Below are 23,811 nucleotides of genomic sequence, written 5' to 3' on the forward strand. Positions count from 1 at the left end.
GTCAGGCCGCGGCTGTCGCCGGGCTGCTCTCGAAGGAAAACCCTTCGTCTGCCCAGCCGGTCATTCCGCCGATCATGACCTTCACTTGTAGCCCTAGCCGGGCAAGGCGCAGGGCTGCCTTGTCGGTCCCGTTGCAATGCGGGCCGGAGCAATAAACGACGAAGAGCGTATCTGCCGGCCATTTCGACATGTGATGGGCCGTCATTTTGCCGTGCGGGAGGTTGATCGCGCCCGGAATGTGGGCGGCGGCGTAATGGGTCGGAGAGCGGACATCCAACAGCACGAAGTCGCCGTGGCCGGCGGTGAGCGATGCGTGGACGTCCCAGCAATCGGTCTCGAAGGCGAGCTTGCGGGCATAGTAGGCGGCAGTGGCTTCGGGAGAGGCGGCAGGGACTTCGGCGACGAAGCTCGGCATGACGTTTCCTTTCGGTTCGAGTTGCCGCCAACCATCGCCGATGTTATGGCTTTGCGAAATTGGCCATAATGACGGTTAGCGTAAAGATCATGCCAAATGCGTTGAGAGGACCCCATGTTGTTGTGCTCGCCTATGACGGGCTCTGCACCTTCGAATTCGGCATCGCTTACGAGGTTTTCGGCCTGCCGCGTCCGGAAATGGGCGAGGGCTGGTATCGCTATTCGGTCTGCGGGGTCGAGCCTGGGCCGCTTCGCGCTGCTGGCGGCTTGACCGTCTCCGTCGATCACGGACTGGACGTGCTGGAGAAGGCGGATCTGATCGTCGTGCCCGGCTGGCGCTCGATCGATGCGGAGGTTCCGGGTGCCCTGATCGATGCGCTGTGCGCGGCCCACCAGCGCGGTGCGCGGATCATGTCTCTCTGCTCGGGTGTCGCGGTGCTTGCCGCAACAGGGCTTCTTCGCCATCGCCGCGCCACCACGCATTGGCGATATGTCGCCTCGATCTCGAAACGCTATCCCGACATCAACTTCGATGCTGATGTGCTTTACATGGATGAGGGCCCCATCCTGACGGCAGCCGGGAGTGCTGCCGGTATTGATCTCTGCCTGCATGTGGTCCGTGGTGACTTCGGCGCCGAGGCCGCCAACAGTGTTGCGCGTCGCCTGGTTTTGCCGCCGCATCGCGAGGGCGGGCAGGCGCAGTTCATCCAGGCGCCGGTGCCGCTGGAGCGTGAAGGCATCCGGCTAAGCCCGCTCATGGACTGGATGCGGCAGCGGCTGGACGAGGAGCAGCCGATCAGCCTGCTTGCCGCGAAAGCTGGGATGAGCCACCGGACCTTTCAGCGCCGGTTCGAAAGCACGACCGGGCTCAGCGTCGGCGAATGGCTGCTCAAGGAGAGGCTTCGCCATGCACGCGAATTGCTGGAAAAGGAGATCAGCGGGTCTCTCGACGATATCGCGGTCGCCAGCGGCTTTGGAACGTTGGCGACGATGCGGCACCATTTTCGCAAACGGTTGGGCACGAGCCCCAGGGCATACCGGAAGACTTTTGCGGGGTAAAAGAGGTAGGTCGGGTGCCTCACCCGCCACCCTCATTCCTGTGCTTGTCACAGGAATCCAGCAGCCTTGCGTCGGCACGGCAGAAGACTCATAGGCTGTGCAGAAAAGATGAAATATCCTCCCGTTCGGGGTTCGTCGCTTCGATCAGGTTGAGTTTCCACTGCCCCGCGGCCATTTTTAATGGTCTTCTCCCGCGTGATCGCCGTCGTCAGCAGATCATGCTCCTCGAACCACACCAGCATCTTCACGCCGTATCGAGACGTGAAACCTCCTGGTAGCTCGCTCTGATGCCCGAAAAGCTGGGCTGAGAGATCGCGGGTCACGCCGGTATAAAGCGTGCCGTTTCGCGGGGATGCGAGAATATCGACGCAACCCTTCATGGTTGAAGAATGGCGAAAATGCCCGCATTGAGCAAGAGTCATTCACGGCGCCGACGCGCCGTGGCTGGATTCCTGTGACGAGCACAGGAATGAGGGAGGGGGTGCCGCACGGAGTTTTGCGGCACCCTTGATCTTACTCCGCTGCCTGGCGAGCCATCGGGTTGTTCGGGTGCGTCGTCCAGTTTGCATAATTCGGATCGACGATCTTTCCGGTGCGCTTGTCGAGGTCGCCGACGGGGAGCTGCTCCATGGTGATGCAGTTCTCGACAGGGCAGACGTTGACGCAAAGATTGCAGCCGACGCATTCCTCTTCCATCACCTCGAAATGCCTGACGCCGTTGACGAACTGGGTGATCGCCTGGTGCGAGGTGTCCTCACAGGCGATGTGACAGCGACCGCACTTGATGCAGGCATCCTGATCGATCTTCGCCTTGGCGATGTAGTTCAGGTTGAGATACTGCCAGTCGGAAACATTCGGCACTGCGCGGCCGGTGATGTCGTCGAGGTTGCGGTGACCCTTGGCGTCCATCCAGTCGGAAAGCCCCGTGATCATCTCCTGGACGATCTTGAAGCCGTAGGTCATCGCCGCCGTGCAGACTTGCACGTTGCCGGCGCCGAGCGCCAGGAACTCAGCCGCATCGCGCCAGGTGGTGATGCCGCCGATACCTGATATCGGCAGGCCGTAGGTCTCCGGATCGCGGGCGATCTCGGCGACCATGTTGAGGGCGATCGGCTTCACCGCCGGGCCGCAATAGCCGCCGTGGCTGCCGCGCCCGTCGATCGACGGTTCCGGCGAGAAGGTGTCGAGATTGACCGAGGTGATCGAATTGATCGTGTTGATCAGCGACACGGCATCGGTGCCGCCGGCCTTGGCAGCACGGGCTGGCTTGCGGATATCGGTGATATTTGGTGTCAGCTTCGTGATGACGGGCATGCGCGTGTACTGCTTGCACCAGCGCACGACCATTTCGATATACTCAGGCACCTGTCCGACCGCGGAGCCCATACCGCGTTCCGACATGCCGTGCGGACAGCCGAAGTTGAGTTCGATGCCGTCGGCACCGGTCTCCTCGACCAGCGGCAGGATTGCCTTCCAGGCATTCTCCTCGCAGGGAACCATGATCGAAGCGATCAAGGCCCGGTCGGGCCAGTTCATCTTCACCTGCTTCATTTCGCGCAGGTTGGTGTAGAGGTCGCGGTCTGTGATGAGCTCGATGTTGTTCAAGCCGAGCAGGCGGCGGTCGGCGCCCCAGATCGCGCCGTAGCGCGGGCCGTTGACGTTCACGACCGGGGGGCCTTCCTCACCAAGCGTCTTCCAGACGACGCCGCCCCATCCGGCCTTGAAGGCACGTTCGACGTTGTAGGCCTTGTCGGTTGGCGGTGCCGAGGCCAGCCAGAACGGGTTGGGCGACTTGATGCCGACGAAATTATTGCGGAGATCAGCCATTGTTCATTCTCCCCTTCACGCGACGGCAACGGCCGGCTGCGCACCGGCAGCAAGCATGCGGTTGATGGATTCAGCGGCATCGCGGCCCTGCGCGACCGCCGAGACGGTTAGGTCGTCACCGCCGAAGACGCAGTCGCCGCCGGCCCAGACGCCGTCGAGCGAGGTCTTGCCATCAGTATCGACGGCGATGCGGCCGGATTCCAAGCGCAGCGCGCCGAGGCTGGAGGTGTCGAGAGTCTGACCGATCGCCTTGAAGATCTGATCAGCGGCGATGACGCCAGTCTCGCCCGTCGTCGACAAGCGACCGTCGACCAGCTTGGTGTATTCCACCTCGATCGCGGCGACTTTGCCGTCCTGCGCGAGAATGGATTTCGGCGCCAGCCAGTGACGAATGATGACGCCCCTGGAGGTCGCGAGATCCTGCTCGAATTCCGAGGCGTTCATATGCTCCTTGCCGCGGCGATAGCAGATCGTCACTTCCTCGGCGCCGAGCAGCTTGGCTTGCACGGCCGCGTCGATCGCCGTCATACCGCCGCCGAGAACGACGACGCGGCGACCGACCGCAATGTCGCCCTTGTCAGCAGCCTGCCGAAGGCCGGCGATGAAGTCCACGGCATCATCGACGCCCGGCAGGTTTTCGCCTTCGACCCGCAGCGCGTTGACGCCTGAAAGACCGATGCTGAGGAAGACCGCATCATATTGCGACTGCAGATCGGCGAGGGAGAAATTACGGCCGAGCTGCTGGTTGTGGCGAACTTCAATGCCGCCGATGGCCAGGACGTAGTCCACTTCCTTTTGCGCGAAGTCGTCAACGGCCTTGTAGGTGGCGATGCCGTATTCGTTGAGGCCGCCAGACTTCGGCTTTGCGTCATAGATGACGACATCATGGCCCTTGACCGCGAGGCGATGGGCCGCGGCGAGGCCAGCCGGGCCGGCGCCCACGACGGCGATCTTCCTTCCGGTCGAGGCGGCGCGGCTGTAGAACTGCTTGTCCGCCTCCATGGCCGTATCGGTCGCATATCGCTGCAGGCGACCGATTTCGACAGGGCGTTCCTCTGCCGTGTTGCGCACGCAGGCTTGCTCGCACAGATCTTCGGTGGGACAGACGCGGGCGCACATGCCGCCCAGAATATTCTGGTCAAAGATCGTCTTCGCCGATCCGATCGGATTTCCGGTGGCGATCTGCCGGATGAAGAGCGGGATGTCGATGGAGGTGGGACAGGCCGTCATGCACGGCGCGTCGTAGCAGAAATAACAGCGGTCGGCTGCGACCAGCGCCTCGTGTTTGTCGAGGCGCGGATGAAGATCGGAGAAGTTCGAATCGTATTCGGCGGGCGAAAGCCGGCCAGCACGAATCCCAGTTCCCAGTCGTTCCATTGAAGTTCCCTCATTATTGGTAAACGGCCAGTAAGAGGAAGCGTAACTCAGCTTCAAAAATTTATCAAACGGTAAAATTTTTGCCTGATATCGCCGTTATCACATTGTTTTAATGGAATTAATTTCTGCGCGGCGGATGGCCGTGCACCGGTGACTTCGGCCTGAAAATAAAAAAGTAAAAAAATCGACTTTTTCTCACTGGTTCCCGGAACCATTCGGATACTTGCCCGTTACTGCGATATCCGAACGATGACCGCATCGACCCAACATGCGCGCCCCCAACCCATCGTTCGGATGTACTCACGGTCCCCTCCCGGTGAGTGAAAGAACAGCCGGTGCGCCGCCCTCGCACTGGCTGTTCTTCGTTTAGCGTGTAGCTGCCTTTTGAGAGGGGTGCCGGAGGATCTCGAACTCGGCGTCGGGGATAACCAGATGATATTCGATCCGTCCCGGCACCAGCGTCAGTTCGGCCTTGCCGTTGACCGACGAGGGAACGACGCGCTCAAGCACAGTCTTGCCAAAGCTGTTTTCACTGAATTCGTGAACCTCTGTCGGATCGCATAGCGTCTCCGCCCATGAAACCTCGATTGCCTTTCGCCCGTCAGCGGCCGCTTCATGACAGCTCAGAGTGACCGCAGGCGTGCTGCCGGCAATCGCTCCGTAGGAGGCCGAGTTGACGATCAATTCATGCAGCGCGAGCCCGACGTGCACGGCGGCATTGGGTGTCAAGTGGACGTTTATCCCGGAGATCGGCAGCGGTCCCGCCGTCTCGGGCCAGTAGGGCGCGAATTGCTTTTCAGCGAGTTCGAAAAGGAACGCACCGCGCCAGCTGGAATCGGTAATCAGGTCTTGTGAATTCGACAGGGATTGCAGGCGCCCGCGGAATTTCACCAGGAAGCTATTCAGCGATATGGTGTTGCGGGCTGTTTGTGTGGCGATTCCTTGAATAATGGCCAGAAGGTTCTTCGAGCGATGCGAGAGCTCGCGAAGAAGGGACTTCAGCACCTTTTCGCGATGCCGGGCCTCCGTCACCTCGGCGACCACGGAAAGGATGCCCATGGCGTGATCGGTACCGACGCGCTGGATCTTCAATTCGTAGGTGCGCATTTCTCCGTCGATCGAAATGTCGATCTCGGTTGTCGTCGGCTTTCCGGTTTCGAATACCTGCTGCTTCAGCTTCTCCAACTCGCGTCCATGCGCTTCGCCGAAGAGATCGACGTCAGTACCGCCCGGTATTGCAAGCGGCTGAAAATGCGGAGGAAGGTTGTCGGCATAGATGATCGATAGCCTAGGGTCCTGGTAGATCACGGAGATTCCGGCGCTCGCCAGTGCGCTCTCCAGCAACACCGCTCTGCCTTCCAGCGCGAAGGGCACTCCGGGCACTGGTCCGTTCCTGTTCACTAGTCGCCTTTCCCATTTTTGATCTTTCCTCACGGGGAGGAAGGTGCCCATTCGGGAAGCTCATCCTAGAAGAAAGCACGAAAAAAAACCTTAAGGTCGGAATAGCGCTCCAGATTGACCGAAACGCATTTCCGCTCCCTTTGTTCCTAGGCGACCGCCATTTCCCTTAGGCAGCGGCCTTGGTGGATTCGTTGAAGAAAAGTGCCTGACTGATCAGTGCCTTGACCATGTCCGGATTGAACGGCTTCGTGACCAGGAATGTCGGCTCGGGCCGTTCGCCGGTCAGCAGCCTTTCGGGGAAGGCGGTGATGAAGATTACCGGCACGCTTGCGGTCTTGAGAATGTCGTTGACGGCATCGATGCCGGAGCTTCCATCCGCAAGCTGGATATCCGCAAGAACCATGCCTGGCCGGGTCCTGTTATAAAGTGCAACCGCTTCGGCGTGGGTACGGGCAATGCCGGTGACGCGATGGCCGAGGCTCTCCACCATCTGTTCGATGTCCATCGCGATCAGCGGTTCGTCTTCGATGATCATGACATCAGTGGCGACCTGGCGAGAGATCTCGCGTGATGCGTTGTCGAGCAGGCTGACGACTTCGTCCTCTTCCACGCCCAGGATCTCGGAAATTTCTCCCACCCGAAAGTTCTCGACGGAGGCGAGTATGAAAGCCTGGCGGGCACGCGGCGAAACCTTGGCAAGGTTCAGCGTTGCGCGCTGTTCCCATATGTAGGGCGAGGCAGGTTCCGGAATCTGGACGGTGACGGAACCAAAAAGCGTAGTGAAAAGTTTGTACAATGCGACGCGGTCATCCGCGGTATCCGGGAAAATGGATATGTCGGTAATGATCGCCTCGAGTACGGCGGCTACATAGGCGTCGCCTGAAGTCTGCGTTCCAGTAAGCGCGCGGGAATAGCGACGCAGGTAAGGAAGATGCGGCGCAATTCGAGTCGAAAGTGTCATGTAAAGCTCCCACTATAGGCCGGTGAACGGCCCCAATGGCGATTAAAACGCGACGGATTGTAAAAATGTTCCTCGCATGTAGGAACTTTTTTTTCTCAACGGCATTATCGTGGCTACCAACAGAGGGCTTATCGCATTTGTTTCATGGCACGCGACGGGATGTTCGCCAATCGGCCGGGACAAGCGGCTGTTTTATTGAGGCGAACTTAATCAAGGCGACGTGGCAGAGCACGTGGATAACAAAAGCAAAGTGACGATTGATGACGACACGGAAGAATGAAAAGGATCGGCAGCGGCTGGAAATGCGCGCAAGCGATATCCTTGACCCCAACAGCCAGATCGGCGTGAAGTTACGATCGCTTTATGCTGCCGTGCAGGAAGAGGCGATTCCCGACCGCTTTCTCGATCTGCTCGAGAAGCTTGACCAGGCTGAGCTCGTCGCGTCGGCAAAAGCTGTGAAGTAAGGTGGCTCCATGGAAAAGCAGCAACCAAGCTTCAAGCGCGAGCTCCTCGCGTCGCTCCCTAGCCTCCGCGCCTTCGCCATCTCGCTGATTGGCCGGCACGACCGGGCGGATGATCTTGTCCAGGACACCATCATGAAAGCCTGGGCAAAGCAGGATCATTTCGAGATGGGCACGAACATGAAAGCCTGGCTCTTCACGATTCTGCGCAACGAACTCTACAGCCAGATGCGCAAGAGCGGGCGCGAGATTCAGGACAGCGATGGCCTGTTCACCGAGTCCATGGCTATGCACCCGGCCCAATACGGGGCGCTCGATCTTCAGGACTTCAAGAAGGCGCTCGATCAGCTGCCGCCGGACCAGCGTGAAGCGATCATCCTGGTCGGCGCTTCCGGTTTTTCCTACGAGGAAGCGGCGGAAATCTGCGGATGTGCAGTCGGAACGATCAAGAGCCGCGTCAATCGCGCTCGCCAGCGTCTCCAGGAACTGCTTCAGATATCCGGTGAAGCCGATTTTGGTCCGGATGCGACATCCTCGCCGCTGACGTCCAAGGCCTTCGCCTTCTGATATAATAGTCTCGTTCGATCCATAGGAGAGGCCGGCTGCCCAACAGGGCGCCGGCCTTTTCCTTGAGCTACGCGAAAATTGAGAGGTCAGTCGTCGCGCTTGGAACCGACGAGGTTGGCCGCCACGATTGCTGCAAGAACGCCAGCCGTCAACAAGGGCTGAGCTCGGACAAGACCAATGCCGACCGCTGCAAGCGATTCCAATGCCTGCTTGCGTTCTTTGGCACGGCGCGCCTCCTGGGCGTTGATCACCATCATGATGACGAGAACGACGATCGCCACCAGCAGGGCTGCGGCTGCCAGGAACAGCGCTGCGCCGATCGGACCGTAGATGCCTGAGAGCCAGATGGCACCGGCGACGACCGCGAGCGTATAAGCGGTCAACAAGAGCACGACGGCAATGGCAACGAAAATACCGTTGCGCTTCGTCCGCGCAACGGTTCGGTGAACACTCGTGCCTACCAACAGGCTGAGGAGCGGGAAGAGCATTTAGCCTCCTTAACGGCGGGCAAGAAGGGCGAGGACGAGCCCAAAGGCTGCTGCCGCCCCGACGGTGGCGATTGGGTGACGGCGCACGGTATTGCGCACTTCGTTGGCGCCGCGAAGGTAGCTTTCCTGCAATTCATGCATCAGGTCTTCGCTGCGAGAGAGCAGATCGTCGTAGCTGGCGGCTGCCTGATAGCGCATGCGATCGCTCGACTTTCGTGACTGCTTTCCGGCAATCTTCGTCAGTGCTGCGATCTCTTCACGAAGAGACTCGATCTGTTCTTCGATGGTGGATTCGATGTTGTGAAGCGTGCCGCCATTGCGCCGGCTGCGAATGGGGTGGAGGAGCGAAGAGGCCACGATTTTCTCCATCGGTGAGGCGCGCTCTTAGCGGCCTGATTCAACACAGGGCCGCTGCCGAAGTTTGCATGAAGATTATCGCCCGGCAATGACCCACATCATCAATTGCTTAACGCGGTCACCCTGCAAAAGTTCCGCTACGCTGGATTGTATCCGGTTTGGATCGCACTGTGCGCAAGCACGAAGGGCGTACCGTCGGCCGGAACCTGATTGATCCGCAGGGCACAGCCGAAGACAGATTCCATTGTCTCGTCGGTCAGCACATCGCGGACGCTACCGCTTGCAGCCAGTTGGCCGGATTTCATGAGAATGATCCGGTCGGCGAAAAGCGCGGTCAGGTTGAGGTCGTGCATGACGGCGATGACGCCGCCACCGGCCTCGCAGAAATTGTGCGCCAGAGTCATGATCGTCAGCTGGTGGCTGATGTCGAGGCTGGATACCGGCTCGTCGAGCAGAAGCCAGCAGGGCTTGCCGTCGACGACCGGCTCGGCGATCTGGCAGAGCACGCGGGCGAGTTGAACGCGCTGCTGCTCGCCACCCGAAAGTTCCTGATAGAAGCGGCCTTCGAAGCCCCCCAGGTCGACGGAGGCCAGTGCATTCGCCGCGGTCTGCTCGGCTTTCTCAGGATTGCGATTGACGCCGGTGGTCAGGCCCATCCGCACCACTTCGCGCACCGTGAAGGGAAAGGAGATCGAGCTTGCCTGCGGCAGCACCGCCCGCATCGTCGCCAGCCGCCACGGCTGCAGCGCGTTCACTTCCTGACCATTGAGACGAATGGAGCCGGAGTAGGGGAGTTCGCCGGAGACCGCTTTCATCGTCGTTGTCTTGCCCGAGCCGTTCGGACCGGCAATCGCGGTCAACTGGCCTGCCTCGGCGGAGAAGCCGACCTGACTAACAATGGTCTTGCCGGAAAGGCGCACGGAAACGCCGGATACCTCAATCATTGCTCAATACTCAAAGGGCAAGGCGTGCGCGATGCCGCAACAGAATCCAAAGGAAGAACGGGCCGCCGACGGCGGCCGTAATGATGCCGATCGGCAGTTCGGCCGGCGCGACGATGGTCCTGGCAAGAACATCGGCAAAAATCAGCAGCGAGCCGCCGAGAAGCGCCGAAGCTGGCAGCAGGAAGCGGTGATCGGGGCCGATCGACATGCGCAGAACATGCGGAACGACGATGCCGACGAAGCCGATGCCGCCGCTGACTGCGACCGAAGCACCCGTCGCCCCGGCGACGGTGACGATGGCGATGTTCTTCAGCCGCTGAACAGGGACGCCCATGTGAAAGGCTGTAGCCTCACCGAGAGTGATGGCATTCAGGCCAGGGGCCATGAAGGGTATCGCCGCAAAGGAGAGAAGAATGATCGGGCCGGCGGCGGCGATCTTTGCCCATGTCGCCCCGGCAAGCGATCCCATCCCCCAGAAGGTGAGGTCGCGGAGTTGCTGATCGTTGGCCATGTAGATCAGGAGGCCCGTGAGCGCGCCGGCAAGCGAGCCGAGCGCGATGCCGGCAAGCAGCATCGTGGCAACTGAGGTCTGGCCGTTCCCGGTTGCGATCCGGTAGAGCAGCCACGTGCTGGCAAGTCCGCCGCAGAAGGCTGCGATCGGCAGCGCGTAGATGCCGAGCAGCGTGTAAAGCGGCGCGGCAAAGGTGCTGGCGAGCACGATGATCACCACGGCACCGAGGCTCGCGCCGGAGGACACGCCGACGAGCCCGGGATCCGCAAGCGGATTGCGGAACAAGCCCTGCATGATGGCGCCTGAGACGGCAAGCGAGCCGCCCACCAGGAAACCCAGGATCGCGCGGGGCATTCGGATATCGAAGATGATGATCCGGTCTCTGGCGTTCAGCGCATCGTCCGAGCCGGCCATGTTGGCGATGACGTCGAGGAACGAGGCGTTGGAAGCACCCGTTGTCACTGAGAATAACAGGGACAGGACGGACCCGACGGCAAGCAGAACGATTGCCAGCAGCGCGAGGCGACTGCGATCACCCGCCCTTTGAAGCTCCCGCAGACCTGTCAGCGAAAACATGGAGCGCTTCTGTCCGATGGCGTCCTGCAGAGCCATTATCAGCTTCCGTAGATCGCTGCGTTCAACTCACGGACGGCGCTCGCGGTGCGCGGGCCGAACCCGAGCAGGTGGAGGCCGTCCATGCGAATGATTGCCTTGTTTTGCGCCGCGGGTGTCAGGGCCAGCGCGGGCTGCTTCAGAAGATCTTCATCCTTGGTGGCTGACCCGTCGCCGCGGTTCATCATCAAGATGACGTCAGGCTTGGCTTCCACGATCGCCTCGTCGGTTAGCGGCTTGTAGCCCGGGAAATTGCCGACGGCATTGACGGAACCGGACAGCTTGATGATGCCATCGGCTGCCGTGCCGGTTCCAGAGGCCATGATCTTTCCTCCTTGCATACTCAGAATGAAGAGGATGCGCTTCCGCTCGCCTTCGGGGCGCTTGGCGGCGTCGGCGATTGCCACGTCAAGATCCACACCCACCCTTTCCTCTAGCGCCTTTGCCTTGTCGGGCTGGCCGAGGAGATCGCCGACCCGGTCGATCTTGGCGAGGATGCCTTCGCGGGTATAGGCGTTGGGCACGGTCTCGAAGGGGACGCTCGCGCTCTTGAGCACGTTCAGCGCTTCCGGTGGCCCGGATCCCTCGATGGCGATGATCGCCGTCGGGTTCATGGCGAGGATGCCCTCCGGCGATAGCGCGCGCATGTAGCCTACGTCGGGCAGCTTTGTTGCCGCTTCGGGATACAGGCTGGTCGTGTCGCGCGCGATCAACCGGTCCTGCTCACCGAGCGCGTAGATGATCTCGGTGACATCGCCGCCAACGGACACAAGGCGCGTCGTATTCAGTTTTTCAGCGGCCGGGGCATTCGAGACCGGAGCCAGCGACAGCCCAATAACCGTGGCTGAAAACGCCATCGCCCGAAGCCGCTTGCTGCGCGGTGCCTTACGCATCGTTATCCCCTTGCTCATGCCGCGACGCTGGTTCCTGCGCGCGGCAGGTTTTCCATGATCGAGCGCCAATCGTCGCGCTCATCGGTGCCTTCCTTGCGCTTGCCGAAGAACTGGATGATCATTTCGCCCTCGGCATTGTAGGCCTCGAGCGAGGTTACATGGCCGTCCTTTGTCGGCTTGCGTACCGCCCAGGTCTCGGCGATGTGATCCTGCCGAAGATGCAGGTGGAAGGTCGGGTCGAAGATATTGATCCACGGACCCATCGGCTGCAGGTTGAAGATCGGGCCGGAATGGATCTGCACGATGCCGTTGTTTGCCACGAAGCACATGACCGGCAGACCGGCCTTGACCGAAGCGTGCATCATCTCCGCCGTTGCCGTGTTGTCGAGTTGCCACGCGTAGTCGTCGCCGACGGTGCGAACGGCGGCTCGGCGGCCGATCTTCAGCTTGCGCAGCATGCCGAAGAACTCGTGCGTGTCGGTGAGCTTGCTCCAGTGCTCCCGCAGTTCATCGCGGGTGACCTCGCCGCTCTCATCCATCGATGAGGGCGTCGGATCAGCGTTGAATTCTTGCGACTGATCGTCGAGCGTCAGATCCCGGACGATGGCGCGATAGGCTTCGACATTCGAGTCCGGGCGAAGATGGATCTTGTGAACCGCGTTGCCTGCCTTGTCGAAATACTGCAGGCTGAGTCGCTCCTGGTCGCCGTCCTTCTTAGAGACGGCAAAAGCATGCGCCCAGCGGTTTGGAAAAATGCGCAGGTCGATGTTTTCCCCGAGCACGATCGAGGCGTGCGGCCCGGCGGTGATGTTCTCGTAAACGCCGATCTTTTCGTGAACGGCGCTTTCGTTACGGGAAAGGGCCATGACTTCGCCGAGTTCAGCGACCCGCTCCAGGAGCTTCACGGCGCTGCCGTCGATGCGGGTTGCGGTGATGCCGACTTCGGCCGCAACGAGAGCAGCTTCCGAAATCTGAAGCTGTGCGGCGATATCGCGCTCGCGCATCTTCGGATTCTCCGCGCGAAATGCGCGTATGTCGGCGGGAGCCGGTTTCGTGGTTTCAGTCATGTCCTAGCCCTACTTGTTGAGAATGAGTTTGCCCTGACGGGTGATTTTCATGCGGTAGACCACGCCGTCGTGACGGATCATGATCTCGGTCGCTCCGCGAAAAATGTCCGCACTTTCCAGAACGCGCATTTCTGCCGTTGGTTCGCGCTGCGGCGACGCGTGACTAAAGCTATCTGGCTTCTCAACCATCATTTCGATCGGCTATTTCCGCTCGATCCGCGGCGTCCAAACGCCCGGAAAATCCATAATTATCTTGACTTTCATAGTCATCATTTTTTAATGACGCAATAGCGGAGTTTAGAAGTCAAGTTTTAGAGTTTATTGATGGAAGGAATGGCAGTGAGCAAGGTTGCAGCGCTTTTGACGAGCGGTCTGATCGTGGTTGCGAGCGCATCGCAGGTTTTTGCTCAGGACGCTGCTGCAGCGTCGCCGGCCAAGGGCCTTGAGGTCGAGTTGAACGGTCTGGCGCCATCACAGAAGGGCTGCATGATGACCTTCGTTGCGCTCAACAATCTTGCCGCGCCAATCAGCAAAATCTCCTTCGAGCTTGCTTTCTTCAACGACAAGAACGCGGTCGACCGGGTTACCGTGCTGGACTTCCGCGATCTGCCGCAAGGCAAGAAGCGTGTGCGCCAGTTCGACATGCCGAACGTCAACTGCGAGAGCGTGACGCGCTTGCTGATCAACGACGCGCCAGTCTGCGACGGGCCGGCCTCGGGAGAGTGCATGAAGGGCCTTGTCACTCGTTCACAGGTTTCCGTTCCCTTCGAGGGTTGAGTGGTTCGCCGGCATGACAGCCGACGGTTTTCTGTTTCAACTGGCCGAGGCAGGCACAAATGGCAGTTTCAGCAAAATCCAAATCGAGACTCATTCTCGTCGAGGAACCGGTCGCTGACGGCGGAATGAACGACAACAATCCCGGCATGCATCCCGGGCATGAATTGTCCGATCTTCGCAATGTGCCACGCCAGCCAGCCGCCGAAGCTTCCATACACTACGCGCGCCTGGCGTTGATCGAATCCTTCCCGCAGGCTCCGCAGAGTGCGAGCAGCACCGTCGCAACCGCGCCGTCGCTGGAGGCGAGCGCCGAAAGGGAAGAGAACGCGAAACCACCTCAGCGCAATGTGGTGATGGCTTGCCTCAGTTCCTTTGCCTGCCATGCGGCCGTCATCGCGATGCTGGTGGTCGGATTTGTGGTCACACCGCACGATCCGGTCGAAGAGGCCGGCGAAGTCGTGAGCGTCATTATCCTTGGCGATTCGGAAGCGGACCAAGCGGCGGCGGGCGAGAAGGCTGAGGAGCAGCAGCCCGAGCAGATCGTAGCCGAGACCGCGCAGACTCAGACGGTCCAGCCGACGGCGGCGACGCCGACGGAAACGGTGACCACCGAGCCGGTAACCGTTGCGCCTACACAAGAGGTTACGCGCGTTTCACCGGAGAACATCGTTGCCGCGGAACCGGAGGTTTTGACTTCGCTCTCATCGGCCGAGACGTCCTTCGTGCAGCCGATGGCGACCGAAGTGCCGCTCGAGGTGCCTGCGGAAACGCCTCCGGTTGCTCAAGCGGCGCCGGAAGAGATCAAGCCGGTTCAGCCGGTGGAAACGGCGGCGGTCGCTCCCGAGCCGGATAAACCAACACCGGAGCCCAAGCTGAAAGCGGAAAAGCCCGTCAAGAAGCCGATCGAGAAGAAGGAGCCGCCGAAGAAGGTTCAACCATCCGCAGGATCCGGCGGTGAAAACGAGCAGGATTCCAAGAGAGGGTCCGCCGACGGGACCGAGACGGCAACATCGAACCAGAATTCGCGTGGGGCTGGCAGCAGTGGCGGTGCGGGGAGCGCGGCCGTCGCCAATTATCCCGGCAAGGTACAATCCCGGATTCGTCGCTCGGTCAGGGTGCCGTCGGAGTACAAGCGCATGAGCACATCCATGAGCGTTCGCGTTCGCCTGACAATCGGCGCCAGCGGCGATCTGAGCGGTCTTTCGATCGCGCGCAGCTCCGGTATTCCGGAGCTGGATCAGGCTGTTGTCGAGGGCATCCGCCGCGCTGCTCCGTTCCCTCCGCTCCCTGTCGAGTGGGGCAAGCCGGTCTGGTCGTTCAGCCAGGACGTCCAGGTGACGGGTCATTGATAAAATATGACTTCTATAATCAACTTTATACTTTACTCTAAAAATCAAGTTTAATAAGGTCCCCCGGCACACGCAGGAATCGTGTGACGATCAACGAGCGAACGGGTGGGCAATGGCTCGAAAGACGAAGAAGGGTTCCAACCGCGAGATCCGCGTTAACGCTGATGCTCAGACGGTTCAGGAAACGTCGGGGCGGTCCAAACTTGATGGACGCAGTTTCCTGTATGTCGGCGGACGGGACTGCCAGGTGGCGCATCTTCGCCAGATCGCAAGCGATTTCGGGGCAGAGCTGATCCATCACGACGGCGGTTTGCGCGAGGCGGTCTCCCGCATCGACACCGTACTTCCCTCGGTCGACTGCGTCTTTTGCCCGATCGACTGTATCAGCCACGATGCCTGCCTGCGCGTGAAGACCGGCTGCAAGAAGTTCGGCAAGGCCTTCATCCCGCTTCGAAACGGCAGCAAGTCCAGTCTGGAACGTGCGTTGCAGACAATGAACGAACGAGACAATTCCCGATGAATGAAGAACGCCCCGGTGGGGTCATGATGATCGGCCTGCACAAGATCGCCGCTCAAAGAGGCGACGGCCTTGTGCCGGAGCTTTACGAACTGCTGCTCCGGAATGCCGAGCGGCGCAAGGACTATCCCAACGTATCGGAGTTTCCCCTCTGGGAGGCACGGTTGCCTGGCCAACAGCCTGAAAAGCCGCTTGGTCTGGAGGCCGCAAACGGCAATAATGTTGTAGCCTTCGCGCCTTCGCGCGTCGCTGCGAAAAGCAAAGCGTAGGGATCACCCATGTATATTGCAATGAACCGCTTCAAGGTTGCGATTGGATCCGAGGCAGACTTCGAGAATGTATGGCGCTACCGCGATTCCAGCCTCTCGCAGGTTCCTGGCTTTGTTGAATTCCGGCTGCTGCGGGGCAAGACTAATGCGGAAGAGGACTACACGCTGTTTTCCTCGCACACGCTCTGGCAAAGCGAGGACGACTTCCTGAACTGGACGAAGTCCGAAAACTTCCGCGCCGCGCACCGCAACGCTGGTGAACGCAAGGCAATGTATAAGGGGCCTCCGGTTTTTGAAGGCTTCACCGTGGTTGCTGGCATCTGAAATGACCGAACAGGATCCGGATCGTGTCGAAGTCCTTCCGGTCTTGCCATCGCTTGATCTCGATGAAACGCTGGCCTTTTATCGCGACCAGCTCGGCTTCGACCGGATCATCCACCAATCTCCGGACTATCTGATCCTCCGCCGGAACGAGATGGAGTTGCATTTCTGGCTGGCGCGCGACCGGGCGTTATGCGAAGCGACGTCCGTCTATCTGCGTGGCCGTCGGATCGCTGCGCTCCATGCGGAGTATCAGGAGAAGCGGGTGGCGCGTCTGACCGCACTTGAGCGACGGCCGTGGGGCATGGAAGAGTTCTATATCCATGACCCGCATGGCAACCTGCTGCGGTTTGGGCGCATCCCCGTCAGCTGATCGATCAGCCTCGGCGAATGAAAGCGCCCACGGCGATCGCCAGCCAGCCGAACATCATGGCAAATCCGCCGGAGGGGGCCGCCAGCGGAAACAGGCCGGAGCCAGCGTAGCGCAAAACAACGAGATCCCCGGCAAACAGAAGCGTGCCGACCCCTATCAGTATGCCGGCAAGCCACGCCGTCTTAAGTTTTTCGGCGCCGATCGCGAGGGCGAACAGGGTGGGGGCGTGCGCCAGGCACATTGCCGAAGCCGAAGCGAGAAGATGCGCGTCGCCGCCGCCATGCGCTGCGGCCGCGGCCAGCGCCACGCCGGCAAAACCGAACAAGCCGGCAAGCAGATAAAACAGCGGCGCAATACGCGCGTTCAGCGTCATGGTCATCCGTGTTCCTTGTTCTGCATGTGATATGCGAGGCGTTCGATGGGGGGCAGGATGATCTCGCGCAGCTTCGGATTGGCGATGGTTTCCTCGAGCGCGCGACGGAAGCAATGTAGCCACTCGTCGCGTTCCACCGGACCGATCTCGGCAACGAAATGCCGACTCTTGAGGCGTGGGTGACCGCGCTTGTCGGTGTAGAGGGGCGGGCCGCCGAAATATCCAGTCAGGTATTCGTAGAATTTCTCCTCGCTGCCTTCCAGCGTCGGCGGATGGACGGCGCGAACGTGCTGTGCCTCCGGCAGCGTATCCATCAGCTCATAGAAGCGGCGACACAGGGCGCGGACGGCCTCGTCGCCGCCAATCGCCTCATAAAGCGTAATGACATTTTCCGTCACGGTTCCATTCCTCGAAATCGGACTCTTAATGCACTGCGGGGAGCGGGACTGCAACCGCTTGGATCAGCACGCGGCAATTCGCCATCCGCACAGACAGTCGAATATGAGTTGGCTTGACAAAACCGTCTGGACGGTATCTTCTGTTGGCATGTCACTCGCTCATCATCGCCGCAAACAGCCCCTTGTCGTGCGCCAGCAGCTGCTGGACGTGGCCGCTCGCCTCACGATGGAGCAGGGCATGGCCGCACTGACACTGGATGCCGTATCCGGCGCATCAGGCGTCAGCAAGGGTGGGCTACTGCACCATTTCCCGACGAAGAACGCGTTGCTGGACGCCCTTTTCGAAAGTCTCCTGGATCGCTTCGACGCCGATATTGACGAGCGCATGCGCGAAGACCCTACCCCGCATGGCCGCTTCAGCCGGGCCTATCTGCATGCTGTCGCCGATCTTAGGGATAAGCCCGACGAGGCCGCCCATTGGGCTCAGGTCACCATGGCGCTGCTCGCCGAGCCAAGGCTTCGGCAGCGCTGGCGCGAGTGGGTGCAGGAGCGGACGGAGGAATATGTCGGCACGGATTCGTCCGTCGATGCGCAGATCGTTCGATTTGCGGCCGATGGGCTCTGGCTTGCCGACATGCTCGGCAGTCATGACAGCGGCGGCGACCGCCAGGCGCTCATCTCCCGTCTCGTCGAATTGGCCAACAAGTAGGGTAGGTCCACCATGGCTCCAGCTGCCGTCTATGCGCTGCTCTTTGCTGCGATCGCGCTCGAGGTCATCGGCACGACGGCGCTGCAGTTGTCGCAGCAGTTCACCCGCGTAGGACCGACGGTCGTGGTGGTCGTCTGCTACGCGACAGCATTCTATTGCCTGTCTATGACCTTGAAGATCATCCCCGTCGGGATCGCCTATGCGATCTGGAGCGCGCTCGGCATCGTGCTGATATCCGGGGTCGGCCTCGTCTATTTCAAGCAGCGGCTCGATGCGCCGGCGATCGTAGGGCTCGGGCTGATTATCACCGGCGTGCTCGTGGTCAACCTCTTCTCGAAGTCCATCTCGCATTGATCTTGCCCGAAGGCGGGCAGATGCGGGTAAATGTCCTGCGCCGCGGGTCCCCTATATGTCGTCGCGACATTTGACCTCATCCTGCGCGATCTTGCGAAACATGCGGTCCTGTCCATATTTCTTTGAGCTTTGGGCCGCTTGTTCCACGCATTGGACCACTCATGACCGACCGCACCACCGATTCAGGTCTTTCCGGCAAACCTACCCAGTCCAGGGACCAATCCCTTAACACTGCCGGCATCACGCCGATGGGTCGACCAAGCGCAATTACGCGCTTCTTCATGGGTATCGTCGCGTGGGCGGAAAAGCTGAACTTCAAATATGCCAGGCTCGGCAACCCGCCGGTCTATGATACCGCGACATTCCCTTGGGTCGCCGAGGTTGAGAAGGCGTGGCCGGAGATACGGTCCGAGCTGGACCGCGTGCTCGTGCGGCAGAGTGAACTGCCGTCATTCCAGGACATCTCGACTGATGTGAAGACGATCTCAAGCGATAGTGGCTGGAAGACCTTCTTCCTCGTCGGGTTTGGCGTGATGTCGGAACAGAATATCAGGGCATGCCCGCAAACCTGGGAGGCGGTGCAGAAGATCCCGGGATTGAAAACCGCCATGTTCTCGATCTTCGAGCCCGGAAAGCATCTGCCGGCTCATCGCGGACCTTACAATGGCGTGCTTCGCCTGCATCTCGGGATGATCGTACCGGAGCCTGCCGACAAGCTTGCCATCCGGGTCAAGGATCAGATCTGCCGTTGGCAGGAAGGAAAGGCGCTGATCTTCGACGACGCCTACGAGCATGAGGCGTGGAACCATACCGACGAGACGCGCGTGGTGCTCTTTATCGATTTCGTGAAGCCGTTGAAGTTCCCGGCGCGCTTTGTGAACTGGACGCTGATGAACCTTGCCGTTTTCACGCCCTTCATTCGTGAGGGGTTGGACAATCACAAGGCATGGGAAAAGAAGTTCTACGCGGAAGCGGAAGCCTTCAGAAACACGCCGCAGAACTAACCTTTCGCCTGCATCGCCGATCAATTGAGCCGTAGAATTGCGCAGGCTTTGCTGCGGTGCCAAGCTTCGTTCAATTGTTGTTGGCTGCCATCAATCGGCGCTGCGCGCTTATGGCCAGATACATCACGTAGTCTTCTGCGGCGTCTGCGAGATGAAGAGCAATTTCCTCTTCCCGCCATCCCGCCGCGACCGCGCGACGGACAACTTCGGTGATTGCCATATTGCAGGCAGCTTCGCATTCCCGCGAGCGTCCCATATCGTCGGCGCTATATTTCGGAGTTCGGATGTTTGTCATGGCTGCAACGTGCCACAATCCCCTGCGTTTTCAATGGGATGCTAATGGAGTGGTTAGCCGGTAAGGTTAAGTGCAGTGCGGTTGCGTCAAAAAGAAAAACGGCGGCTTCGCATGCGCTAATATGGCACTTCCGGCGCTGCTAATATGTGCCGATTTCGCCAAGAATGCCGAATGAAGTTTGCTCCTCAGCGAGCGAGCCTAGCTCGCAAATGACATTTCCGTGTGAGCTACCTTGCCTAGCCTTCGGGCATGCAATGTCGGCGTCGCGGCAAATTATGATTGGTCGCCGGCAGTGACGAACAGAAAGTCCCGCAATTGCTGGGCAAAAAAACGATCCGCTAACCACAATCGTCATGCGCCCAACAATATCATTGAATTCTAATCGATAGGATGTTATCTAATTCCATGACAACGAATCAGACACAAACCTGGGCCGAGTTCGCACCATTGCTTATGATCTGCGGGCGCGGGTGGCGTCGCGCTTTGAACGCCATTCTGACCGAGCACAATCTATCCGATGCCAGCGCGGCGCCGTTGATTGCGCTGCTTCGGCATGGCGACCGGATCCCACAGGGTGTTCTGGCCGAACGGGTCGGTGTGGAAGGGCCGACGCTCGTGCGGGTTCTTGATAGTTTGGAAAATGACGGCTTGATCCGCCGGGTCCCCGATGAGGCGGACCGTCGCATCAAGCTGGTGCAACTCACCGGAGGAGGCACAGCGGTCGCCGAGCGCGCCGAAAGCTGTGCGGCGGAGCTGCGAGCACAGATCCTTGGCGACCTCGATCCTGAACAGGTCGGGGCCGCCCTGGAAGTCCTGCGCGCCATCGCGGCGAAAACCGCGGCCCTATCCGGAATACAGGAAAATGACGAGTAGCAAGAACGCGACCGATCCCAGTCTGGGAGACGTCGTTTTTTCCATCAAGACCTTCGCCGCCGCAATGCTGGCGCTTGGCCTTGCGCTTTGCTTCGACCTGCCAAACCCATACTGGGCGGTCGGCACGGTTTACATCGTGGCCCATCCGCTGTCCGGGGCGAGTACGTCGAAGGCGCTCTACCGACTGATTGGCACCGCACTCGGCGGTACGGTCACGGTGATCCTGATCCCCAACCTCGTCAATTCGCCTGAATTGCTGACGCTTGCGATTGCGCTGTGGATGGCCTTTTGCCTCGGCGTCAGTCTGCTCGACCGGACGCCACGGAGCTACAGCTTCATGCTGGCGGGCTACACGACCGCTCTCACCGGATTCCCGATCGTCGCAAATCCGGACACGGCCTTTACCTATGCAACTGCCCGCGTCGAGGAAATCGCGCTCGGCATCATCTGTGCGGCGATTGTCAATCGTATCTTCTTTCCCCGGCATGCAGGGCCGGTTCTGGCCGCGCGCATCAATGCCTGGCTGCGAGACGGCGCCGAGCTCGCCATTGGCACGCTGGAGGGCAGGGGACGCGATCCTTCGCTTCTGGCGGCAGCCCGACGGCTGGCTGCCGACGCAGTCGACCTCCACAGCTTTACCACTCACGTGGCCTACGACACTTCGGCACTGCGCGATATGGTCGGTCGCACCCGAATGCTGCAGCAGCGCATGGTTGCGATGCTGCCTGTCGTTTCAGGGTTGGCTGACGTGCTGCACGCGCTCGACAAGGCGACGCCGGGCAAATTCACACCCGCGATCACTGCACTCGTAACCGAAGTCAGCGCGTTGCTCGAAAACGGTGCGCCTCTTGCCGAGGATAAGCGCCAGCAGCTCCTTGCCCTGATAGCGAAGTCCGAGGAGGAGGGACGCGAGCAACAGGAGTGGAATGGGCTTCTTGCTCACAACTTCACCGCTCGCATCCGCGATCTGGTGCAGATCTGGGGCGACTGTCTCAGTCTGCGCGAGGATATCCAATCCGGATCGCATCACGATCTTCGTTGGCGCCGCTTCGGCACGTCGTTCGATCGCGCGCCGATCCACAAGGACTACGGCATGGCCGTTCACTCCGGCCTATCCGTGATGCTGGCGACGTTCATTGCCACAGCCCTCTGGATCTATACCGGCTGGCCGCAAGGCAGCGCCGCCGCGATGATGGCAGGTGTGCTCTGCTGCATCTTTTCATCGATGGACGATCCCGCGCCGATGATGATCAAGTTCGTCAATGTGGCGATCGTCACCGTGATCGCAGCGTTTGTTTTCGAGTTCGGCCTGATGCCGTTGGTCCATACCTATGTCGAGCTTGCCGCAGCACTTGGATTGGTCCTGGTGCCGGCGGGGTTGTTGATGACCAAGCCATCGCTCGCTCTCTACGGCATGGGCTTCTGCGTGAACCTGCCGAACATGCTGACGCTGCAGGATCGCTTGAGCCTGGATCTCGCCTCCTTCCTCAATTCGAACGCGGCCATGATCATCGGCATGGTGATCGCCTGCGGAACGACCGTTCTTGTTCGTTCTGTCGGTGCAGAATGGACCGCCTACCGGCTGCTGCGCTCGGGCTGGACCGATATCGTCGCTGCGGCGCGTCGCCCTGAGGACGTCGACTTCACGAAGTTGCTTTACCGGATGGTCGACCGGTTTGGCCTGGTTGCCCCGCGCCTGGCGATGATCCCGGCCGAGTCCGCCGTCGCTCAGACCGATATCCTGCGGGATCTGCGGAACGGCCTCAATACGCTGGAGCTCCAACGCCACAAGCAGCTTGTCTCGCGCGACAAGCGCGAGCCGATCGAGAACGTGCTGTCGGGCGTTGCGGCTTATTATCAGCAGAAGCAGAAGAGCCGGGATGCTCAACCCGACGGAAACCTGCTGACGACACTGGACCAGTCGCTCGCAGCACTGATTGAGGCCGGCCGGTCGTCGGCGATCGAGGGCGCGCGCCGCTCGATGACAGCGCTCAGATACACTCTCTACCCGGATGCAGCCTCCCTCGCTCAGGCTGTCACGGGCGCGACAGCCGGAACTGCAAAGGAACATGCGGCATGAGGCCGGATATCGATATTTACGGGGTCTTTCTCCCAACGCTCGGCGCGATCGCATTCGCCGCTTACCTCCTCAACGCCATCCTGCGGAGTGCACTGGCGTATGTCGGCTTCTATCGTTTGGTCTGGCATCGACCGCTCTTCGACACGGCCATGTATTTCTGCCTGCTCGGCGCCATCGCGCTATCTTTGAATAAGGTGTCACTATGAAATCGCTTTTCGCTCATTCCGGTCGCTTCCTGGTTACCGGCGTCATGGTCGCTTTGGCGGGAGTGCTCGGCTGGCATTTGTGGGACTACTACATGGACGAACCATGGACCCGCGATGGCAAAGTTCGCGCGGACGTCGTACGCCTAGCCGCCGATGTCTCCGGGATCGTCAGTGAAGTCGATGCAAAGGACAATCAGACTGTTCGCAAGGGCGACGTGATCTTCCGTATCGATCAGGCGCGTTTTACGCTCGCTTTGCGCCAGGCCGAAGCGCAGATGGAAAGCAGCAAGGCGGCTCTCGACCTGGCGAGAAGCGACCTCGAGCTCTATCGCAAACTTGGCGAGAGCTCGGTGACACGGCAGAAGATCCAGCAGGCTGAGACGACAGTCCAGCAGGACGAGGCCGCCTACAACCAGGCCGTGATCAGCCGTGACACTGCTCAGCTCAATCTCGACCGTTCCGTGGTGCGGGCGCCGGTCAACGGCGTGCTCACCAACTTCTCCATGCAGCCGGGCAATTATGTTACTGCGGGCACCGCCGTTACCGCCCTGATCGACAGCGATTCCTACTACGTCGCCGGCTATTTCGAAGAAAACAAGCTGGACCGCATCAAGGTCGGCGATCCTGCGCTCGTCTATCTGATGGGCAGCAAAACGCCTCTTAAGGGGCATGTCGATGGCGTCGCGGGCGGCATAGAGGATCGCGAACGCAGCGATACCAGCGCGCAGCTCGCTAACGTAACTCCGACTTTCACTTGGGTGCGGCTGGCTCAGCGCGTCCCCGTACGCGTGGCGCTCGATGCGCTGCCCGACGACACGGCGCTTGTCGCCGGTCGCACTGCAAGCGTCACCATCGTTAATTGACCCGAGGCGGCTTCAAGAGCCGCCTTCGCAAAACTGTAAGTTCACCGGTCTGGGCGTCCCGCGATGACCGGATACGCAGCCATTCGGCTTGAGAAAAGCAAAATGACGCCC

31 protein-coding genes and 1 pseudogene are annotated in these 23,811 nt (G+C 60.2%); 16 read left to right on the forward strand and 16 right to left on the reverse strand.

Annotated features, from left to right (window positions below; genetic code table 11):
* Nucleotide 1: 1 nt before the first annotated feature.
* Nucleotides 2-415 (reverse strand): rhodanese-like domain-containing protein, encoded by a 414-nt coding sequence (locus IB244_RS25265; RefSeq protein WP_018858248.1) that lies wholly within the window; start codon nucleotides 413-415, stop codon nucleotides 2-4.
* Nucleotides 416-483: 68 nt separating this feature from the next.
* Between IB244_RS25265 and ftrA the strand changes: the two genes are divergently transcribed.
* Nucleotides 484-1,473, forward strand: coding sequence for a transcriptional regulator FtrA (ftrA, locus tag IB244_RS25270; protein WP_112648349.1), 990 nt, complete (start codon nucleotides 484-486; stop codon nucleotides 1,471-1,473).
* A gap of 88 nt (nucleotides 1,474-1,561) precedes the next feature.
* On the opposite strand, the pseudogene IB244_RS25275 reads toward ftrA, so the two are convergent.
* The 5 genes and pseudogenes from IB244_RS25275 to IB244_RS25295 form a co-directional block, all read right to left on the reverse strand.
* Nucleotides 1,562-1,853: pseudogene (locus IB244_RS25275) on the reverse strand (GIY-YIG nuclease family protein).
* Nucleotides 1,854-1,986: 133 nt separating this feature from the next.
* Complete coding sequence (preA, locus tag IB244_RS25280; RefSeq protein ID WP_018116930.1) at nucleotides 1,987-3,300, reverse strand: NAD-dependent dihydropyrimidine dehydrogenase subunit PreA; 1,314 nt, start codon at nucleotides 3,298-3,300, stop codon at nucleotides 1,987-1,989.
* A 15-nt stretch (nucleotides 3,301-3,315) separates the two neighbouring features.
* The gene (locus IB244_RS25285) at nucleotides 3,316-4,677 is read right to left on the reverse strand and encodes an NAD(P)-dependent oxidoreductase (protein WP_192306088.1); all 1,362 of its coding nucleotides are present in this window, start codon (nucleotides 4,675-4,677) and stop codon (nucleotides 3,316-3,318) included.
* 366 nt (nucleotides 4,678-5,043) lie between these two features.
* Nucleotides 5,044-6,060: a sensor histidine kinase gene (locus IB244_RS25290; RefSeq protein WP_192306090.1), complete on the reverse strand. Its 1,017-nt coding sequence runs from the start codon at nucleotides 6,058-6,060 to the stop codon at nucleotides 5,044-5,046.
* A 184-nt stretch (nucleotides 6,061-6,244) separates the two neighbouring features.
* Nucleotides 6,245-7,039, reverse strand: coding sequence for a response regulator (locus IB244_RS25295; RefSeq protein ID WP_018858252.1), 795 nt, complete (start codon nucleotides 7,037-7,039; stop codon nucleotides 6,245-6,247).
* Between the two features lie 302 nt (nucleotides 7,040-7,341).
* Between IB244_RS25295 and IB244_RS25300 the strand changes: the two genes are divergently transcribed.
* Complete coding sequence (locus IB244_RS25300) at nucleotides 7,342-7,503, forward strand: NepR family anti-sigma factor (RefSeq protein ID WP_245267976.1); 162 nt, start codon at nucleotides 7,342-7,344, stop codon at nucleotides 7,501-7,503.
* Between the two features lie 9 nt (nucleotides 7,504-7,512).
* On the forward strand, nucleotides 7,513-8,067 hold the full coding sequence (locus IB244_RS25305; protein WP_007533712.1) for an RNA polymerase sigma factor: 555 nt from the start codon (nucleotides 7,513-7,515) through the stop codon (nucleotides 8,065-8,067).
* Between the two features lie 86 nt (nucleotides 8,068-8,153).
* Here IB244_RS25305 and IB244_RS25310 read toward each other — a convergent pair whose 3' ends face one another.
* From IB244_RS25310 to hemP, 7 genes are all read right to left on the reverse strand, one after another.
* Entirely contained in the window at nucleotides 8,154-8,555 is a 402-nt protein-coding gene (locus tag IB244_RS25310; RefSeq protein ID WP_018116935.1) for a hypothetical protein, read from the reverse strand.
* Nucleotides 8,556-8,564: 9 nt separating this feature from the next.
* Nucleotides 8,565-8,924, reverse strand: a complete 360-nt coding sequence (locus IB244_RS25315; protein ID WP_018858253.1) for a YqjD family protein — start codon at nucleotides 8,922-8,924, stop codon at nucleotides 8,565-8,567.
* Between the two features lie 125 nt (nucleotides 8,925-9,049).
* Nucleotides 9,050-9,856: a heme ABC transporter ATP-binding protein gene (locus tag IB244_RS25320; protein WP_018858254.1), complete on the reverse strand. Its 807-nt coding sequence runs from the start codon at nucleotides 9,854-9,856 to the stop codon at nucleotides 9,050-9,052.
* 10 nt (nucleotides 9,857-9,866) lie between these two features.
* The gene (locus tag IB244_RS25325; RefSeq protein WP_018858255.1) at nucleotides 9,867-10,979 is read right to left on the reverse strand and encodes a FecCD family ABC transporter permease; all 1,113 of its coding nucleotides are present in this window, start codon (nucleotides 10,977-10,979) and stop codon (nucleotides 9,867-9,869) included.
* Between the two features lie 2 nt (nucleotides 10,980-10,981).
* Nucleotides 10,982-11,890 carry a hemin ABC transporter substrate-binding protein gene (locus IB244_RS25330; protein WP_018858256.1) on the reverse strand — a complete coding sequence of 303 codons (909 nt, stop codon included), beginning with the start codon at nucleotides 11,888-11,890 and terminating at the stop codon, nucleotides 10,982-10,984.
* Nucleotides 11,887-12,939, reverse strand: coding sequence for a hemin-degrading factor (locus IB244_RS25335; RefSeq protein WP_018858257.1), 1,053 nt, complete (start codon nucleotides 12,937-12,939; stop codon nucleotides 11,887-11,889). The genes IB244_RS25330 and IB244_RS25335 overlap by 4 nt, the downstream gene beginning before the upstream one ends.
* A 9-nt stretch (nucleotides 12,940-12,948) precedes the next feature.
* On the reverse strand, nucleotides 12,949-13,131 hold the full coding sequence (gene hemP, locus IB244_RS25340) for a hemin uptake protein HemP (RefSeq protein WP_018116941.1): 183 nt from the start codon (nucleotides 13,129-13,131) through the stop codon (nucleotides 12,949-12,951).
* Between the two features lie 141 nt (nucleotides 13,132-13,272).
* On the opposite strand from hemP, the gene IB244_RS25345 reads away from it, so the two are divergent.
* The 6 genes from IB244_RS25345 (at nucleotide 13,273) to IB244_RS25370 (ending at nucleotide 16,545) form a co-directional block, all read left to right on the forward strand.
* On the forward strand, nucleotides 13,273-13,716 hold the full coding sequence (locus IB244_RS25345) for a hypothetical protein (protein ID WP_025660163.1): 444 nt from the start codon (nucleotides 13,273-13,275) through the stop codon (nucleotides 13,714-13,716).
* A 59-nt stretch (nucleotides 13,717-13,775) separates the two neighbouring features.
* Nucleotides 13,776-15,065, forward strand: a complete 1,290-nt coding sequence (locus IB244_RS25350) for a cell envelope integrity protein TolA (RefSeq protein ID WP_192306092.1) — start codon at nucleotides 13,776-13,778, stop codon at nucleotides 15,063-15,065.
* 112 nt (nucleotides 15,066-15,177) lie between these two features.
* Nucleotides 15,178-15,585 (forward strand): DUF2325 domain-containing protein, encoded by a 408-nt coding sequence (locus IB244_RS25355; protein WP_018116944.1) that lies wholly within the window; start codon nucleotides 15,178-15,180, stop codon nucleotides 15,583-15,585.
* Complete coding sequence (locus IB244_RS25360) at nucleotides 15,582-15,851, forward strand: hypothetical protein (protein ID WP_018858260.1); 270 nt, start codon at nucleotides 15,582-15,584, stop codon at nucleotides 15,849-15,851. Before IB244_RS25355 ends, IB244_RS25360 begins: the two co-directional genes overlap by 4 nt.
* Before the next feature lie 9 nt (nucleotides 15,852-15,860).
* Nucleotides 15,861-16,175 (forward strand): antibiotic biosynthesis monooxygenase family protein, encoded by a 315-nt coding sequence (locus tag IB244_RS25365; RefSeq protein WP_018858261.1) that lies wholly within the window; start codon nucleotides 15,861-15,863, stop codon nucleotides 16,173-16,175.
* A 1-nt stretch (nucleotide 16,176) separates the two neighbouring features.
* Nucleotides 16,177-16,545, forward strand: coding sequence for a bleomycin resistance protein (locus IB244_RS25370; RefSeq protein WP_018858262.1), 369 nt, complete (start codon nucleotides 16,177-16,179; stop codon nucleotides 16,543-16,545).
* A 4-nt stretch (nucleotides 16,546-16,549) separates the two neighbouring features.
* Here IB244_RS25370 and IB244_RS25375 read toward each other — a convergent pair whose 3' ends face one another.
* Together IB244_RS25375 and IB244_RS25380 are read right to left on the reverse strand one after the other, a co-directional pair.
* Complete coding sequence (locus tag IB244_RS25375) at nucleotides 16,550-16,918, reverse strand: DUF423 domain-containing protein (protein WP_025660167.1); 369 nt, start codon at nucleotides 16,916-16,918, stop codon at nucleotides 16,550-16,552.
* Between the two features lie 2 nt (nucleotides 16,919-16,920).
* Complete coding sequence (locus tag IB244_RS25380; protein WP_018858264.1) at nucleotides 16,921-17,316, reverse strand: group II truncated hemoglobin; 396 nt, start codon at nucleotides 17,314-17,316, stop codon at nucleotides 16,921-16,923.
* Nucleotides 17,317-17,464: 148 nt separating this feature from the next.
* Here IB244_RS25380 and IB244_RS25385 point away from each other — a divergent pair, with 148 nt between their 5' ends.
* The 3 genes from IB244_RS25385 (at nucleotide 17,465) to IB244_RS25395 (ending at nucleotide 19,383) form a co-directional block, all read left to right on the forward strand.
* Entirely contained in the window at nucleotides 17,465-18,025 is a 561-nt protein-coding gene (locus IB244_RS25385; RefSeq protein WP_026371931.1) for a TetR/AcrR family transcriptional regulator, read from the forward strand.
* A gap of 12 nt (nucleotides 18,026-18,037) precedes the next feature.
* Nucleotides 18,038-18,379, forward strand: coding sequence for an SMR family transporter (locus tag IB244_RS25390; RefSeq protein ID WP_018858266.1), 342 nt, complete (start codon nucleotides 18,038-18,040; stop codon nucleotides 18,377-18,379).
* 161 nt (nucleotides 18,380-18,540) lie between these two features.
* Complete coding sequence (locus IB244_RS25395) at nucleotides 18,541-19,383, forward strand: aspartyl/asparaginyl beta-hydroxylase domain-containing protein (RefSeq protein ID WP_018858267.1); 843 nt, start codon at nucleotides 18,541-18,543, stop codon at nucleotides 19,381-19,383.
* Between the two features lie 70 nt (nucleotides 19,384-19,453).
* Here the strand turns inward: IB244_RS25395 and IB244_RS25400 are convergent, their stop codons facing one another.
* Nucleotides 19,454-19,678, reverse strand: a complete 225-nt coding sequence (locus IB244_RS25400) for a hypothetical protein (RefSeq protein ID WP_113470922.1) — start codon at nucleotides 19,676-19,678, stop codon at nucleotides 19,454-19,456.
* Between the two features lie 405 nt (nucleotides 19,679-20,083).
* On the opposite strand from IB244_RS25400, the gene IB244_RS25405 reads away from it, so the two are divergent.
* Genes IB244_RS25405 through IB244_RS25420 form a run of 4 tightly spaced genes read left to right on the forward strand, consistent with a single transcriptional unit; the run spans nucleotide 20,084 to nucleotide 23,700 of the window.
* Entirely contained in the window at nucleotides 20,084-20,551 is a 468-nt protein-coding gene (locus tag IB244_RS25405; RefSeq protein ID WP_018116954.1) for a MarR family winged helix-turn-helix transcriptional regulator, read from the forward strand.
* Nucleotides 20,541-22,631, forward strand: coding sequence for an FUSC family protein (locus tag IB244_RS25410; protein ID WP_018858269.1), 2,091 nt, complete (start codon nucleotides 20,541-20,543; stop codon nucleotides 22,629-22,631). Before IB244_RS25405 ends, IB244_RS25410 begins: the two co-directional genes overlap by 11 nt.
* Entirely contained in the window at nucleotides 22,628-22,837 is a 210-nt protein-coding gene (locus IB244_RS25415; RefSeq protein WP_018116956.1) for a DUF1656 domain-containing protein, read from the forward strand. Before IB244_RS25410 ends, IB244_RS25415 begins: the two co-directional genes overlap by 4 nt.
* Nucleotides 22,834-23,700, forward strand: coding sequence for an HlyD family secretion protein (locus tag IB244_RS25420; RefSeq protein WP_018858270.1), 867 nt, complete (start codon nucleotides 22,834-22,836; stop codon nucleotides 23,698-23,700). Before IB244_RS25415 ends, IB244_RS25420 begins: the two co-directional genes overlap by 4 nt.
* Nucleotides 23,701-23,811: the final 111 nt, after the last annotated feature.

The organism is Rhizobium sp. RHZ02 (assembly GCF_014851575.1).
Taxonomy (GTDB): domain Bacteria; phylum Pseudomonadota; class Alphaproteobacteria; order Rhizobiales; family Rhizobiaceae; genus Rhizobium; species Rhizobium altiplani.